17 protein-coding genes and 1 pseudogene are annotated in these 13,703 nt (G+C 72.1%); 11 read left to right on the forward strand and 7 right to left on the reverse strand.

Annotated elements, in window-relative coordinates:
- Positions 1 to 129: 129 nt before the first annotated feature.
- The gene (locus ACIP37_RS20940; protein ID WP_363584025.1) at positions 130 to 549 is read left to right on the forward strand and encodes a PPOX class F420-dependent oxidoreductase; all 420 of its coding nucleotides are present in this window, start codon (positions 130 to 132) and stop codon (positions 547 to 549) included.
- Positions 550 to 613: 64 nt separating this feature from the next.
- A complete protein-coding gene (locus ACIP37_RS20945; RefSeq protein ID WP_400810745.1) occupies positions 614 to 1,513 on the forward strand; it encodes an aminoglycoside phosphotransferase family protein in 900 nt (299 codons plus the stop codon).
- Between the two features lie 119 nt (positions 1,514 to 1,632).
- Here ACIP37_RS20945 and ACIP37_RS20950 read toward each other — a convergent pair whose 3' ends face one another.
- The gene (locus ACIP37_RS20950) at positions 1,633 to 2,022 is read right to left on the reverse strand and encodes an ATP-binding protein (protein WP_400810747.1); all 390 of its coding nucleotides are present in this window, start codon (positions 2,020 to 2,022) and stop codon (positions 1,633 to 1,635) included.
- A gap of 171 nt (positions 2,023 to 2,193) precedes the next feature.
- Between ACIP37_RS20950 and ACIP37_RS20955 the strand changes: the two genes are divergently transcribed.
- The 6 genes from ACIP37_RS20955 (at position 2,194) to ACIP37_RS20980 (ending at position 6,119) form a co-directional block, all read left to right on the forward strand.
- Complete coding sequence (locus ACIP37_RS20955; RefSeq protein WP_380561454.1) at positions 2,194 to 3,234, forward strand: Scr1 family TA system antitoxin-like transcriptional regulator; 1,041 nt, start codon at positions 2,194 to 2,196, stop codon at positions 3,232 to 3,234.
- An 83-nt stretch (positions 3,235 to 3,317) separates the two neighbouring features.
- Complete coding sequence (locus ACIP37_RS20960) at positions 3,318 to 3,818, forward strand: DUF6232 family protein (RefSeq protein WP_400810750.1); 501 nt, start codon at positions 3,318 to 3,320, stop codon at positions 3,816 to 3,818.
- Positions 3,815 to 4,138, forward strand: coding sequence for a hypothetical protein (locus tag ACIP37_RS20965; RefSeq protein WP_400810752.1), 324 nt, complete (start codon positions 3,815 to 3,817; stop codon positions 4,136 to 4,138). The genes ACIP37_RS20960 and ACIP37_RS20965 overlap by 4 nt, the downstream gene beginning before the upstream one ends.
- Positions 4,139 to 4,236: 98 nt before the next feature.
- The gene (locus tag ACIP37_RS20970) at positions 4,237 to 4,908 is read left to right on the forward strand and encodes a TetR/AcrR family transcriptional regulator (RefSeq protein WP_400810753.1); all 672 of its coding nucleotides are present in this window, start codon (positions 4,237 to 4,239) and stop codon (positions 4,906 to 4,908) included.
- Positions 4,909 to 4,975: 67 nt separating this feature from the next.
- Positions 4,976 to 5,710 (forward strand): tyrosine-protein phosphatase, encoded by a 735-nt coding sequence (locus tag ACIP37_RS20975; protein ID WP_400810755.1) that lies wholly within the window; start codon positions 4,976 to 4,978, stop codon positions 5,708 to 5,710.
- A gap of 148 nt (positions 5,711 to 5,858) precedes the next feature.
- On the forward strand, positions 5,859 to 6,119 hold the full coding sequence (locus ACIP37_RS20980; protein ID WP_380375730.1) for a hypothetical protein: 261 nt from the start codon (positions 5,859 to 5,861) through the stop codon (positions 6,117 to 6,119).
- A 74-nt stretch (positions 6,120 to 6,193) separates the two neighbouring features.
- Here ACIP37_RS20980 and ACIP37_RS20985 read toward each other — a convergent pair whose 3' ends face one another.
- Positions 6,194 to 7,120, reverse strand: a complete 927-nt coding sequence (locus ACIP37_RS20985) for a pentapeptide repeat-containing protein (protein WP_400810758.1) — start codon at positions 7,118 to 7,120, stop codon at positions 6,194 to 6,196.
- A 160-nt stretch (positions 7,121 to 7,280) separates the two neighbouring features.
- On the opposite strand from ACIP37_RS20985, the gene ACIP37_RS20990 reads away from it, so the two are divergent.
- On the forward strand, positions 7,281 to 7,976 hold the full coding sequence (locus ACIP37_RS20990; RefSeq protein ID WP_363630222.1) for a GNAT family N-acetyltransferase: 696 nt from the start codon (positions 7,281 to 7,283) through the stop codon (positions 7,974 to 7,976).
- Here the strand turns inward: ACIP37_RS20990 and ACIP37_RS20995 are convergent.
- Positions 7,907 to 8,701 carry an SGNH/GDSL hydrolase family protein gene (locus ACIP37_RS20995; RefSeq protein ID WP_400810826.1) on the reverse strand — a complete coding sequence of 265 codons (795 nt, stop codon included), beginning with the start codon at positions 8,699 to 8,701 and terminating at the stop codon, positions 7,907 to 7,909. The genes ACIP37_RS20990 and ACIP37_RS20995 overlap by 70 nt on opposite strands.
- A gap of 188 nt (positions 8,702 to 8,889) precedes the next feature.
- Positions 8,890 to 9,243, reverse strand: a pseudogene (locus ACIP37_RS21000) (winged helix-turn-helix transcriptional regulator); the annotation flags it as partial.
- A 97-nt stretch (positions 9,244 to 9,340) separates the two neighbouring features.
- Here ACIP37_RS21000 and ACIP37_RS21005 point away from each other — a divergent pair.
- On the forward strand, positions 9,341 to 10,555 hold the full coding sequence (locus ACIP37_RS21005; protein WP_350886403.1) for a pyridoxal phosphate-dependent aminotransferase: 1,215 nt from the start codon (positions 9,341 to 9,343) through the stop codon (positions 10,553 to 10,555).
- Between the two features lie 18 nt (positions 10,556 to 10,573).
- Positions 10,574 to 10,906, forward strand: a complete 333-nt coding sequence (locus ACIP37_RS21010; protein WP_063347058.1) for a YnfA family protein — start codon at positions 10,574 to 10,576, stop codon at positions 10,904 to 10,906.
- Between the two features lie 99 nt (positions 10,907 to 11,005).
- On the opposite strand, the gene ACIP37_RS21015 is transcribed toward ACIP37_RS21010, so the two are convergent.
- From ACIP37_RS21015 to ACIP37_RS21025, 3 genes are all read right to left on the reverse strand, one after another.
- Positions 11,006 to 12,673 (reverse strand): metallophosphoesterase family protein, encoded by a 1,668-nt coding sequence (locus ACIP37_RS21015; protein ID WP_363371094.1) that lies wholly within the window; start codon positions 12,671 to 12,673, stop codon positions 11,006 to 11,008.
- Between the two features lie 195 nt (positions 12,674 to 12,868).
- Positions 12,869 to 13,123, reverse strand: coding sequence for a hypothetical protein (locus tag ACIP37_RS21020; protein ID WP_063347060.1), 255 nt, complete (start codon positions 13,121 to 13,123; stop codon positions 12,869 to 12,871).
- Between the two features lie 150 nt (positions 13,124 to 13,273).
- Positions 13,274 to 13,678: a (2Fe-2S) ferredoxin domain-containing protein gene (locus tag ACIP37_RS21025; protein WP_400810762.1), complete on the reverse strand. Its 405-nt coding sequence runs from the start codon at positions 13,676 to 13,678 to the stop codon at positions 13,274 to 13,276.
- Positions 13,679 to 13,703 lie beyond the last annotated feature (25 nt).

Below are 13,703 nucleotides of genomic sequence, written 5' to 3' on the forward strand. Positions count from 1 at the left end.
GCCCTGCATTCTGGCAGGTACCGGGGACAGCTCCCGGCCGCGCCCGGGGCGCCCGGGCGTGGCGCCCTCCGCCCGCGGCCCCAACCAGACTCAAGCAGTGCCCCGTTGCGCCTTCCTACGCTGACGCGCATGGACACCTCCCCCGCACTGGACGCCTCCCGCGCGCCGGACGCCGCCGCCCGGCTGAGCGAACTCGCCGCCGCCAAGTACCTGCTGTTCACCACCCACCGCAAGAACGGCACCCCCGTGCCCACCCCGGTCTGGGTGGCGCGCGACGGCGACGCGCTGGTCTTCACCACCGTCACCCGCACCGGCAAGGTCAAGCGGCTGCGCAACCGCTCCGACGTGCTGGTCGGGCCGAGCGACATCCGCGGCACCCTGCTCGGCGAGCAGGTCCCGGCCACCGCCGTCCTCGACCCCGGCCGCGCGCCCGCCTACCGGAAGCTGCTGCGCCGCAAGTACGGGCTGCTGTGCGCGATCGCGCTGACCGCGAACGTACTGCGCTTCGGCAGGGGCGGGACGATCGGCGTGCGGGTCACGCTGAGCTGAGGCCGGCCGTACGCATTCCGGGAATCCGCTGAAGGGCACCGATCCGCGCTGTACGCTGCCGGGCATGTGCGCTGCCACCCGGATGCACCCCGACGGACTGGTCATCGACGCGGCCCTGGTACGGCGGTTGATCTCCGCCCAGTTCCCGGACTGGGTCGGGCTGCCGGTCACGCCGGTCCCCTCCACCGGGACGGACAACGCGATGTTCCGCCTCGGGTCCGAACTCGCCGTCCGGCTCCCCCGGGTGGAATGGGCGGCCGGGGACGTCCGCCGCGAGAAGCAGTGGCTGCCCGCGCTGGCCCCCCGACTGCCGCGGCCGATACCCGCCCCGGTCGCGGTCGGCCGGCCCGCCGCCGGCTACCCCTGGGAGTGGTCGGTGCTCCGCTGGTTCGAGGGCGCCAACCCGGTCGTCGGCGCCCTCGCCGCTCCCGGCGCGCTCGCCCGTGACCTCGCCGCCTTCGTCAACGCCCTGCGCGCCGTCAACCCGGCCGGCGGCCCGGCGGGCCACCGCAGCGTCCCGCTCGCCTCCCGCGACGGCGCCACCCGCGCGGCCATCGCCCAACTCGCCGGAGCGGTCGACACCCACGCCGCAACCGCCCTGTGGGACAAGGCGCTTCGCCTCTCCGAGTACGCCGGCCCGCCCTCCTGGATGCACGGCGACCTCACCCCCGGGAACCTCCTGCTCGACCGGTCCGGCCGGCTCGGCGCCGTCCTCGACTTCGGCCTGATGGGCGTCGGCGACCCCACCGCCGACCTGATCGTCGCCTGGAACCTGCTGCCCGCCTCGGCCCGCCCCGCCTTCCGCGCCGCACTCCACGCCGATGACGCCACGTGGGCCCGCGGCCGTGCCTGGGCCTTCTCCATCGCGCTGGTGACGATCCCCTACTACCGTCACACCAATCCGGGCCTCACCGCCAACGCCCGTCACGTCGTCCGCGAGGTGCTCGCCGACCGCAGCACCTGATCAGTCCGCCGCGAGGCCGGCGATACCGACGCAGACCCGCTGGGCGGCGTCGGGCGCGGCGTCGACCTCGTCGACGAGGTCGAGCTCCCCCGGTTCGTCCAGCGCCGCTTCACCCTCGGCTACTGAGTGACGGGCGGGGCCAACCGGGCCCACGAGCGGCCCTCGGCGGGGTCGCACCCCCAGGCGGCACAGAGCCGCCGCACCAGCCGAAGACCCGGGCAGTCCGGCCCCGCGCGGCCGGACTGCCCGATGGCGGTGACCTCGATCCAGAGGCCGGCGGGGGCGGAGTACTCGAAGAGCACGTCGATGAGGTGGTGTGCAGGGGGAGTCCGGACCGCACTGGCGACCAGCTCGGTGACGATCAACTCGCCGTCGCCCGCATAGTGTTCACCGTCCTTGAGCTCGGAGAGGAACCCCCGGAGCACCACCCGGGCGGCGGTCGGCGAGGAAGGGTGTCGCGGGAGCGTGCACAGCTGATCGGCGAGGGCTCTGTCAAGGGCTTCGGGCATAGCGGTGCCACCTTTGGATGCATTGAGGATTTCGCGCGCGGGCAGGCCGCTTCGTGCACTCACTAGTGCGATTGCGCGATCAGTTCCATGATTAAGCATCGGCGATCACCGTGCCGGTGACGAGTGATCAGCCGGTTCCAAGGAACGTCCTGACACAGGGGGGCCTGCGCCGTGACCCGCAAGAAGTCCACGAACCCAAACCTGCGATCGAGTGCGGGCGCCGTGTTCGGCGCGGTGCTGAAGCAGCTGAGAGAGTCGAAGGGGATGCCACAGGGCCAGCTGGCGGTCCTCATCCCGTGCAGCCGCCCGCACATCTCCCGCATCGAGGCCGGCACCCGCAACCCGCAGGAGGACTTCGTCCTCACGGCGGACCGACTGCTGGAGGCGGGCGGCCAGTTGATCGATCTCTGGAAGGAGATCGACTGGTACGCACGGGTGGAACACCCCGACTGGTTCCGACGCTACGCGGGCTACGAGAACAAGGCCTCGACGATCGGCGAGTTCCAGGTCCTCCGCATCTCAGGTCTGCTGCAAACAGAGGGGTACGCCCGCGCGCTGTTCAGCGGAGGCACCGCAGCAGGCAACTCCGAGCTGATCGAGGAACTGGTCGCGTCACGACTCGCACGCCAGCGTCGCCTCTTCGAGGAGGACGCCCCGCTCCTCATGGTCGTCCACTGTGAAGCCGCTATCCGCACGATGGTCGGCGGCCCTGAGGTGATGTACGAGCAGCTCGGACACCTGCTGGAGATGAGCCAGCGCCCGAACATCGTCCACCAGATCGCGCCCTTCAGCCTTGGCGAGCGGTTCCCGTTCGGCACTTTCGTCTCCCTGGTGACCTCACCCGAGGGCAGGACTCGGCTCTACTCCGAAAGCCTGGATCAGGGTCACTTCATCGATGACCCGAAGGAAGTCCAGCGCAGGCAGCGGACCTATGATCTGCTGCAAGCGGAGGCGCCGTCTCCCCGCGACAGCGCAGATCTGATCCGCAGCGTGAGAGAAGGACTTCTCAACATGATGCCCAGCAAAGCGACCGTCCCCTGGCGCAAGTCCAGCTACAGCGACAACAACGGCGGCAACTGCGTCGAGGTGGCGACCACCCACCCCGGGCGGCTCGTCCGTGACTCGAAGGACCCCGAGGGCCCCGTCCTCGACTTCAGCCCCGTCGCCTGGCAGTCCTTCATCGACGCCGTCCGCACCGGCCGCCTGCGCTGACGGGGGCTGCCACCAGCGGCGACCGTTGCTATGGTTCTCCCCGCCACTACGGGTAGGGGGACGACTTGGCACGCAGAAGCAGTGTGATCGACGTCAGAGTGAGCCGGCGGGTGCTGTGGGTGGGCGGCGATGCCTATCCGCTCCACAACATCGCCCGGGCCCGGCAGTTCCAGCTGCTGCCGCCCAAGCGCGCGCGGGTGATCATCCGGTTCGCCCGGCAGGTGATCGGCCTGCTGGTGGCCACCGCCCTCCTCGGTTCGCTGCTCGGGAGCGGCGCGAACCAGGAGACGACCAAGAACGTGATCGGCGTGGTGGCGCTCGCGCTCTTCGCGGCCAGCCTCTACCGGCTGGTCAAGCGGCTGCAGATGCGCACGGTCTACCAGCTGATCATCGAGACCTCCAGCTCCTCGAACACGGCGGTGGTCAGCCACGACGCCCAGCAGGTCGGCAACCTGATCCAGCTGATCATGGAAGCGATCGACAACCCGCTGGCCGAGTTCGCGCTCCAGGTGGAGAACGTCCACATCGGCGACCAGATCAACCAGTACGGCGACCACAACACCGGAAAGAAGGTCAGCCTGTGAGCGGCGGCATCCACTTCGGGGACTCGGTCACCCAGCACGGCGACCACAACATCGGCATCATCAAGCACCAGGGCCCGGCCGACCCGCAGGCTGCGATGCGCGAACTCATCGCCGCCGTACGCCAGTTGCGCGATCAGGTGCCGGCCGAGGACCGCGAGGTGCTGGACGAGTCGCTGGCGGACCTCGGCAACGGGCAGGCCACTCCGCCCGCCACCCTGCGCCGCGCCCTGCGCAACATCTCCGGCGTCGCCGCCCTCGCCGCCGCCGGCGCCCCGGTGGTGGAGTCGATCCGCCGCATCCTGGACTCGCTGAGCTCCTGAGCAGCGGGCGGCGCCCGGCAGACGACACGCAACCGCGAGTAAATGTCATACCGGGTCAGGAACCTGTCCGGGTCAAGGCCTGCTGCTAGCCTGACGCCATGAGCGGACTGCGGGAACGGAAGAAGGAGCGGACGCGGCGGGCGATCTCCGAGGCCGCGATCGCGCTCTTCCTGGAGCACGGCTTCGACCCGGTCTCGGTGGCGGACGTCGCGGCCGCCGCCGAGGTGTCGAAGCCGACGCTGTTCAGCTACTTCTCCACCAAGGAGGACCTGGTCGTCCACCGCTTCGCCGACCACCAGGACCAGGCCGCCGGCGTGGTCCGCGGCCGGGCGGCCGGCGAACCGGTGCTGGCCGCCCTGCACCGGGACTTCCTGGACGGGCTCGCCCGGCGCGACCCCATCACCGGGCTCAACGACGACCCCCGGGTCCTGGCGTTCAGCGATCTGGTGTACTCCACGCCGAGCCTGAAGGCCCGGGGCGCCGAATACCTCGCCCGCGCCGAACAGTCCCTCGCCCGGGCGCTGCACGAGGCCCCTGACCTCACCCCGCCCCGGCGCCTCACCGCCCCCCTCCTCGCCGCCCAGGTCACCGCCGCCCAGCGGGTCCTCGCCGAACACAACTGGCACCGGATCCGGGACGACGGCCAGACCGCCGACGAACTCCACTTCGAGGCCGCCACCAACGCCGACCGCGCCTTCGAACTCCTCACCGCCGGCTACGAAGGCGCCGCCGGGCACCCGGGGCCCACCGGGCGCCGGGGCCCCGCCTAACACGGAGGCCCCACCGGGCATCGGGGGCCCGCCGGCCCCACGGGCACCGCTGGTTAGAGTGCCGCGCATGACAATGCGTCAGCTCACCTTCGAACGGCTGCACAACTTCCGCGACCTGGGCGGCCACCCCGCCGCCGACGGCCGGTCCGTCCGCCGGGGCCTGCTCTACCGCTCCGACTCACTCGGCAAGCTCACCTCGCCCGCCGACCTCGACCGGCTCCAGGCCCTCGGCGTGCGCACCGTGATCGACCTCCGCTACCCCTGGGAGATCGCCGCCAAGGGCCGGGTGCCCGACTACGAAGGGCTGGTCTACCACAACCTCTCGATCGAGCACCGCCCCTACGACCAGGCCGAGATCGACCCGGACGTCGACCCCTGGCGGTACCTCGCCGACCGCTTCGCCGAGGTCGCCGAGGACGGGGTGGAGGAGATCCACGAGGCCCTGGAGGTGATCGCCGCCGCCGAGGAGCCCGTGGCCTTCCACTGTGCCTCCGGCAAGGACCGCACCGGGCTCATCGCCGCCCTCGTCCTCACCCTGCTCGGCGTCTCCGAGGACGACATCGCCGCCGACTTCGCCCTCACCGAGCTGGCCACCCCGCACCTCATCGCCGAGTGGCACGCCGCCCACCCCGGCCGCACCCTGCGCTGGCCCGGCTACGGACGCGCCCCCGAGACGGTCATCCGCCTCGCCCTCGCCGACCTCGCCGCCCGCCACGGCTCGGTCGAGGACTACGCCACCGGCGCCCTCGGCCTCTCCCCCGCCCGGATAGCCGCCCTCCGCTCCCGCCTACTCACGGCCTGACCTTGCCCGACGGACCGTCAACGGCCGAGAAGGTGAAGGGAGTTCACTCGAACACGGGTTGACCTAAACATGTCATGTCGCGTTGCCCCCGCCTTCGCCGCGCTGCCAGGATCGGGCCACTGCCCAGACGAACCAACGGGAGAAAACCATGAGGATGCGTTCCGTTCTGCCCGTCGCCCTGCTGGCCGTGGCCGGCCTGTTCGCCGGCGCCAACACCGCCTCGGCGGCGGGGTACCCCGGCTACCAGTGCTTCAAGACCGCCGACCGCGTCGAGTACTGCAGCGACGCCAAGGTCAAGAACCACACGGCGGGCTCCAACTGGATCAAGACCTGCCCGGCCGACGTCGTCGCGCACATGGGCAAGCCGTACATCGCGGCGAAGCGCCCCTCCGCCGCGCACAGCTGTTAGCACCAGGCACCAGGAACACCGAGCCCGCCCGGCAGACACCTGCCGGCGGGCTCGGCCGTTGCAGCGGGCGGCCGCTAGCGGCGGCGCGGGCCGCCCGGACGGCCGCCGTTGCGCGGCTTGCGGGGGCCGCGCGCGCCGGTGGCGGCGGCCGGGGCGGGGGCCGTGGCGGGCCAGTGGGTGGGCCGGGTGAGGGTGCCCGGCAGGCGGGTGGTGGCGTCGCCGCGGGCCGCGTTCAGCTGGGCCTGGGTGAGGAAGAGGGCCTCGGTGAGGTCGGCGCCGGAGAGGTCGGCGTCGCGCAGGTCGGCGCCGACGAGGTCGGCGAGGCGCAGATCGGCGCCGCTGAGGTCGGCGGCGACGAGCAGGGCACCGCGCAGGTTGGCCCCGCGCAGGTCGGCGCCGCGCAGACGGGCGCCGAAGAGGTCGGCGCCGCGGTGTTCACGGCGGCGGGGGACGGCGGCGCGGACGAGTTCGCTGGCGCGCAGCAGCAGGTCGCTGACCCGCTGCCGGTGGGCGGGGACGTCGACGGCGAGGATCTCCTCGGGGGTGCCGCCGGCGAGCCGGTCGGTCTCCTCCAGGGCCTGCCGCAGGTCGGCGTGGACCGGGCGGGCGGGGGCGTAGCCGAGCGCCTCGGTGAGGTACCAGAGCAGTTCGTGGAGCTGGCGCACCACCGGGAAGACGTCGTACATGGGCTTGGCGTCGGCCGGTGCCTCGCGCCAGCTGCGGCCGCCGAAGGTGACCTGGGAGACGCGCTGCCCGGCGCCGAAGCAGTCGTAGACGGTGCAGCCCTGGAAGCCCCGGTCGCGGAGGCGTTCGTGGATGCCGCAGGTGAAGTCGGTCTGCAGGTTGCGGCACGCGCTGCCGGCGGCCTTGTCGACGGCGAAGTCCGTGCCGGCGCCGAAGGGCAGGGCGACGCAGCAGAGGCCGAAGCAGCTGGTGCAGTCGGAGCGCAGCTCGGTCGGCTGAGCCGCCGTGGGGTGCTGCGGCGGCTCGGTCTCGCGCACGTCGCGTGGTCCTTCCAGCGTGGGCACCGGCCGTCCGGTGCGTCGAACTGCCAAGCCTACTGGGCACTGGCCACACCCGCCCCACCATCGGTAAGGTGTCAACTGGCAGTGCACCTATTACGAGGTGCGCGCCCATCGCATATGGCATACGGGGGCAGGAGTGCAGGACCCGAGCATCAACGAACTCGTCCGGATGTGGATCGCCGGCTGGAGCGTCTCGCGCGGCGCGGCCGAAGCGGTGGACGAGCCCTGGGGCTGGACGATCGACGTCGGCGTGGTCGGCCACGTCGCCCGGCACGTGCTGCCCGAGCCGGCCGAGCCCGACGTCCGCAAGATCGCCGAGGCCACCACCGCACCGGGCACCTGGCTGAAGCTGTTCATCGAGGACGCCGTCGCCCGGCCCTGGCTGGGCCCGCAGTGGCGGCTCGACCAGCCGGGGTACCTGATGACCCTCCCGCTGAGCGCCGAGCGGCCCGAGGTGCCGGCCGGCTACACGGTGACCACCTGGACCCGGGGCGGGACCGTCCGGACCCTGGTCCGCACCGAGGCCGGACACCTCGCCGCACGCGGCCAGGCGGGACTGGCCGGCCCCGTGGCCGTCCCGGACCAGATCCTGACCGCGCCCGAGCACCGGCGCCGGGGCCTGGGCGCCCTGGTGATGCGGACCCTCCAGAGCGCCGGGCACGAGGCGGGCGCCGACACCGCCGTCCTGGTCGGCACCCCGGACGGCCGGGCGCTCTACACCTCGCTCGGCTGGACCACCCGCTCCTCGATGGCGAGCCTGGTCTACGAGCCCGCGGCCGTGCCCGCCGCCGGGTCCGCCACCGAACCCGGAGCCGAGTCCGGAGCCAAGTAGGGCAGCAGCTCGGCCCGCTTCGGCGGCCGGCCGTCGCCGGAGGAGCGCCCGGTGAGCCGGCGGCCGATCCACGGCCCCAGGTGGCCACCCAGCCAACGGGCGTCGGCGCGCAGCCGCTCGGCCCGGCCGGGCGGGGCGGCGGGCGGCAGCGGGGCGCGCCAGTCGAAGGCGACGGGGCGGCCGAGCGCCTCCAACACCCCTTCGGCGACCCGGCGGTGGCCCTCGGGCGACAGGTGCAGGCGGTCCTCGCCCCAGAGCCGGCGGTCGTCGAAGCAGGGGGCGGCGAACAGGTCGACGACGGCGACGCCCTCGTCCTGGCCGAGCTCGTGCACGAAGGCCTTCATCCGCAGGATGGCCGGGAGCAGCCGGGCGCTGCCCGCCATCCTGCGGGTCGGGTCGGTGCTGGTGAACAGCACCACGGTGGCGCCGGTGGCGCGCAGTTCCTCGGCGCAGCGGCCGAGCAGCCGCTCGACCCGGGCGATGTCGCAGCCGGGGCGCAGCGCGTCGTTGAGGCCGCCGACGAGGGTCACCAGGTCGGCGCCCATCGCGGTGGCGGCGGGGAGCTGCTCGTCGTGGATCTGGCCGATGAGCTTGCCGCGGACGGCGAGGTTCGCGTAGCGGAACCCGCCGTCGCCGCCGTCAGCGCCGGCCTCAGCGGCGAGCGCGTCGGCGACCCGGTCGGCCCAGCCCCGGTAGTGGCCGTCGGGCAGCAGGTCGTCGCACATGCCCTCGGTGAAGGAGTCCCCGACGGCGACGTAACTGCGGTAGGTGGTGGGCACGGGCGGTCTCCGCTCTCCTCCGATGGCTCCGTGGCCCGACGATGCTACGCGCGGCCGGTCCGGGCACCGGCATCGGACCCCGGCACCGGCACCTAACCCGCGACGGGCGCCCCGTCGTCCGCCGTGCGGGGGGTGAACCAGTGCTCGCGGACGGCGTCGGTGGGCCGCTGCTCGCCGAGGGCGGGCAGGCCCCACTCCCCCAGCGCCTCGATCACCGGGCGCAGTTCGCGGCCGCGTTCGGTGAGCTCGTAGACCGTGGCGTTGGCGGGCCGTTCGAGCCGGCGGCGCAGGGCCAGGCCGTCGCCCTCCAGCTGCTTGAGCCGGGCGGCGAGGATGTCGGTGGAGACGCCGGGCAGGTCGGCGTGCAGATCGGTGTAGCGGCGCGGGCCGCCGAGGAGTTCACGGACGATCAGGAGGCTCCAGCGCTCCCCCACCGCGTCCAGGGCGCGGGCGACGGCGCAGTACTGGTCGTAGCTTCGGCGTGACATGCGGATCAGCATAGCCAAAAGGTTGGACTTTCCAAGTGCCAACTTGGTAGAACAAAGCATCAGCAACGATGCGGTGGTGACGGTCGGGAGGCCGCAAGTGGAGTTTCGGCAGTCCAGCAAGCTGAACAACGTGTGCTACGAGATCCGCGGCCCGGTGGTCGACCAGGCCAACGCCCTGGAGGAGGCCGGGCACAGCGTGCTGCGGCTGAACACCGGCAACCCGGCCCCGTTCGGCTTCGAGGCGCCCGAGGAGATCATCCAGGACATCATCCGCAACCTGCCCAAGGCGCACGGCTACAGCGACTCGCGCGGCATCCTGCCCGCCCGCCGCGCGGTGGTGCAGTACTACCAGCAGCGCGGCGTGACCGGAGTCGGCGTCAACGACGTCTACCTCGGCAACGGCGCCTCCGAGCTGATCCAGATGGCCGTCACCGCGCTCGTCGACGACGGCGACGAGGTGCTCGTCCCGATGCCGGACTACCCGCTGTGGACGGCCGTGGTCCGGCTGGCTGGCGGCAAGGCCGTGCACTACCTGTGCGACGAGCAGGCCGACTGGTACCCGGACCTCGACGACATCGCCGCCAAGATCACCGCCCGCACCAAGGCCATCGTCGTCATCAACCCCAACAACCCCACAGGCGCGGTCTACCCGAAGGAACTGCTGGAGGGCATCCTCGACCTGGCCCGCCGCCACCAGCTGATGGTCCTGGCCGACGAGATCTACGACAAGATCCTCTACGACGACACCGAGCACCACTGCCTCGCCGCCCTCGCCGACGACGTCCTCACCCTCACCTTCAACGGCCTCTCCAAGGCCTACCGGGTGGCCGGCTTCCGCAGCGGCTGGCTGGTCGTCTCCGGGCCCAAGCAGCACGCCGCCGACTACCTGGAGGGCCTGACCATGCTCTCCGGCATGCGGCTGTGCCCCAACGTGCCCGCCCAGTTCGCCGTCCAGGCCGCGCTCGGCGGCCACCAGTCCATCAACGACCTGGTGCTGCCCGGCGGCCGGCTCACCGAACAGCGCGACGTCGCCTTCAGGGCCCTCAACGAGATCCCCGGCGTCAGCTGCGTCAAGCCCAAGGGCGCCCTGTACGCCTTCGCCCGGCTCGACCCGGCGGTGCACCGGATCGTCGACGACGAGCAGTTCGTGCTGGACCTGCTGCTCCGCGAGAAGATCCACGTCGTCCAGGGCACCGGCTTCAACTGGCCCCGCCCGGACCACTTCCGCTTCGTCACCCTGCCCCGCGCCGACGACCTGGAGACGGCCATCAACCGCATCGGGCGCTTCCTCGCGACGTACCGCCAGTCCTGACGCCTAGGCTTGCCGGTCATGACCGTCCTGCGTTCCGTCGCCCTGTTCGTCGTCGCCGCCCTCGCCGAGATCGGCGGCTGCTGGCTGATCTGGCAGAGCGTGCGCGAGCAGCGGCCGTGGTGGCTGGCCGGGCTGGGGGTGGTGGTGCTCGGCGGGTACGGCTTCGTCGCGGCGCTCCAGCCGGACAGCCACTTCGGCCGGGTGCTGGCCGCGTACGGCGGGGTGTTCGTCGCCGGGTCGCTGCTCTGGGGCGTGGTCGTGGACGGCTTCCGGCCGACCCGCTACGACGTGGTGGGCGCGCTGGTCTGCCTGGCCGGGGTCGCGGTGATCATGTACGGGCCCCGGCGCTGAGCGCACTGGGCCCTCCACGCACGGGGTTCTCCACGCACGGGGCCCCGGCGTCGAGGTGCGGACTCCTCGACGCCGGGGCCCGGCAAGCCGGTTCGGGGACTACCAGCCCCAGCCGCCGCCCTGACCGTCGTCGTCGTGGTCCGAGTCCCAGCCCTCGCCGACCTTGCGCAGGATCGTGTAGTTGTCGATCTGCGTGCCGTCCTCGGCCAGCGCGGTCACCTTCATGGACGACTTCTGGCCCAGGTGGGCCGGGGTGACGTCGACCTTGATGAAGGAGTAGCCGGTGTAGCGCACCCGCGACCACTGGATGGTCTCGGGGACCTTCACCTTGCCCTTCCCCCAGTAGTAGGTCTTCACCTCGTCCTGGTGGTTCTCGTGCCCCTCGTAGGTGTCCGGCACGTCGAACTTGTACAGGCTGCGGCCGGCCGCGCCCGCGGTCACGTAGACGACGCCGTCCTTCGCCGGCTCGATGGTGGCGCCGCTCGGCACCTGCTTCGAGACCTTGTTGCCGAGGATCGCGTCGGTGCGCTCGTAGATGTGGTTGTGGCCGTTGATGACCAGGTCCACCCGGAACTTCTCGAACAGCGGCACCCAGGCCTCGCGGACGCCGCCCTCGGAGGCGTGCGCGACGGTGGTGGAGAAGGCGCAGTGGTGGAAGAAGACCACGACGAAGTCGATCGTCTCGTCGTTGCGCAGGTCCTTGAGGGTGCGCTCCAGCCACTTGGTCTGCTTGTTCGCCGAGATCCCCAGGTTGGCCGGGATCTCGTAGGAGACGTCGTTGGCGTCGAGCGAGATGACGCCGACGTTCTTGTAGCGGAAGGTGTAGACGCCGGGGACCTTGCGCGGGTCCGGGCCGTTGTCCGGGAGGAAGAAGCGGGTGTTCTCGCCGCCGTACCCGTTGGGCGAGTACCAGGCCTCGATGTCGTGGTTGCCGTAGGCGACCATCCACGGCACGGTCGCCGCGACCGTCTCGGTCTGGACCAGGAAGTCGTCCCAGGTCCTGGCGTTGTACACGGACTTGTCGGGGTCCGTGCCGGAGCCCGCCGGGTCGGCGTAGCAGATGTCGCCGGCGTGCAGGTGGAAGGACGGCTTCTGGGCCAGGATGACGTGGTCGTTGCCGGCCGCGTGCGAGCTGACGCCCTGGTCGCCGAAGGCGGTGAAGGTGAACGGCTCGTAGACCTTGCCCCAGCGGTGGTCGCGGGAGGGCGCGGTGCGGAAGGTGTGCAGGGTGGAGATCTGCTGCTGCGAGGCCGGGTCGAAGCCCTCGTGGCCGACACCGTAGTAGTAGGTGGTGTCGGGGTGCAGGTCCTCCAGCGCCACGTGCAGGTAGTACTGGTCCACCGGCTGGCTGTTCGGGCTCAGCGCCGGGGTGTGCAGGGTGCGGACCTCGGCCTGGAGCTTGTGGCTGAGCTCCCACGGGGTCTTGCCGAAGCGCAGGAACGGCTTCTTGACCGGCGCCGGGACCTGCCAGGAGATGCGGAACTGGGTGTCGGGCTCGGGGCCGAACTGGAGGTGGCGCCCGATCGGCGCGACCAGCGAACCGTCGACGCCGGCCGTCGTGGCACCGGTCAGCAGCTGCGGGCTCGCCGGCGCGGCGAAGGCCGTTCCACTGCCCAGCGCGCCGCCGACGGCGACGGCACCGACGGTCACGGCGCCGGCGCGCAGCATCCGGCGGCGGGAGAAGCGGGCCCGCAGGTACTCGTGCTGCTCGGCCGTGCTCATGCGGTCGGCGAGCTTGGCCGGTACGCCCATGTGAGGGATATCCATGCGCGGGACTCTTCCAGCGGCGCGTTGACCGCACACGGACGCGGGGTGAACGGGCCGCAGCGCGCCGCCCATTCGAACACCAATGTTCGACCATGATCAGGTAAAGAAACGCGCCCGCACCGGGCCGACCCCGGATCATGGCCCCCGCCGGCGGCACGGCCTGAGCCACCGTCGGCGCCGCCGCGGACGGGGCGCTCAGCCGGAGGGCTCGTCCCAGGTGGAGGGGGACCGGTTGCCGGTGCCGTCGCAGGTGCGGCAGATCTCGTCCCGGTAGGCGTGCTTGGCGCCGGTCGCGTCCACCCGGTAGCGGACGTACACCCCGGTGCCGTCGCAGAGGAAGCAGTTTCCGCCCCCACCGCCCACCTCGGTGGTCCCGGTGCCCTGACAGGTCCGGCAACTGAGACCGGCGGTCCGGCCGGTGCCCGCGCAGATGCGGCAGACCGTCGTCATCGTCGTCCTCCCTGGGCGGAACCGCTGGCAGCCACCGGTCATGCTAGTGGGACCGCCGAGGGCGGCGTCCAGCGGATCCTGCTCGGCCGCCGGATCGGCCAACCCCGCTGCGTCCCAACCGTGATGAGGACGGATCGGCTCCACCGTCCGCTACTCCGCCAGGCCCTCGCGGACCCGGCGGGACACCGAGATCAGCTGGAGGTCGAGCAGTCCGGGCGGGTCGGCCAGCCCGGGGCCGCCCGCGTGCACCCAGGCGGCTATCTCGTCGATCATGTCGTCCGCCAGCACGAAGCCCAGCCAGACCGGACGCCCGCCCGCCGCCCGCCCCTCCCCGGAGGGGCCGACCACCACCACGTTGGACTGGGTGCACACGTCCAGGCACTTGACCGCGCGGACCCGGCCCGCCGTACCCACCGCGGCCCGCAGCCGCTCGTACTGCCCGGCGTGGTCCACCCCCGGGTGCTTGGCCTCGGTGCCGCAGCAGCAGCCCCGGCAGACGGTGACGGTCACCGGGGAGGCGACCGCCTGCTTGCGGTCCCGGTCTCGGCGGCTCATCGGCTCTGGAACTCCTCCTGGTCAC

Source organism: Kitasatospora sp. NPDC088861 (genome assembly GCF_044750105.1).
Lineage (GTDB): Bacteria > Actinomycetota > Actinomycetes > Streptomycetales > Streptomycetaceae > Kitasatospora.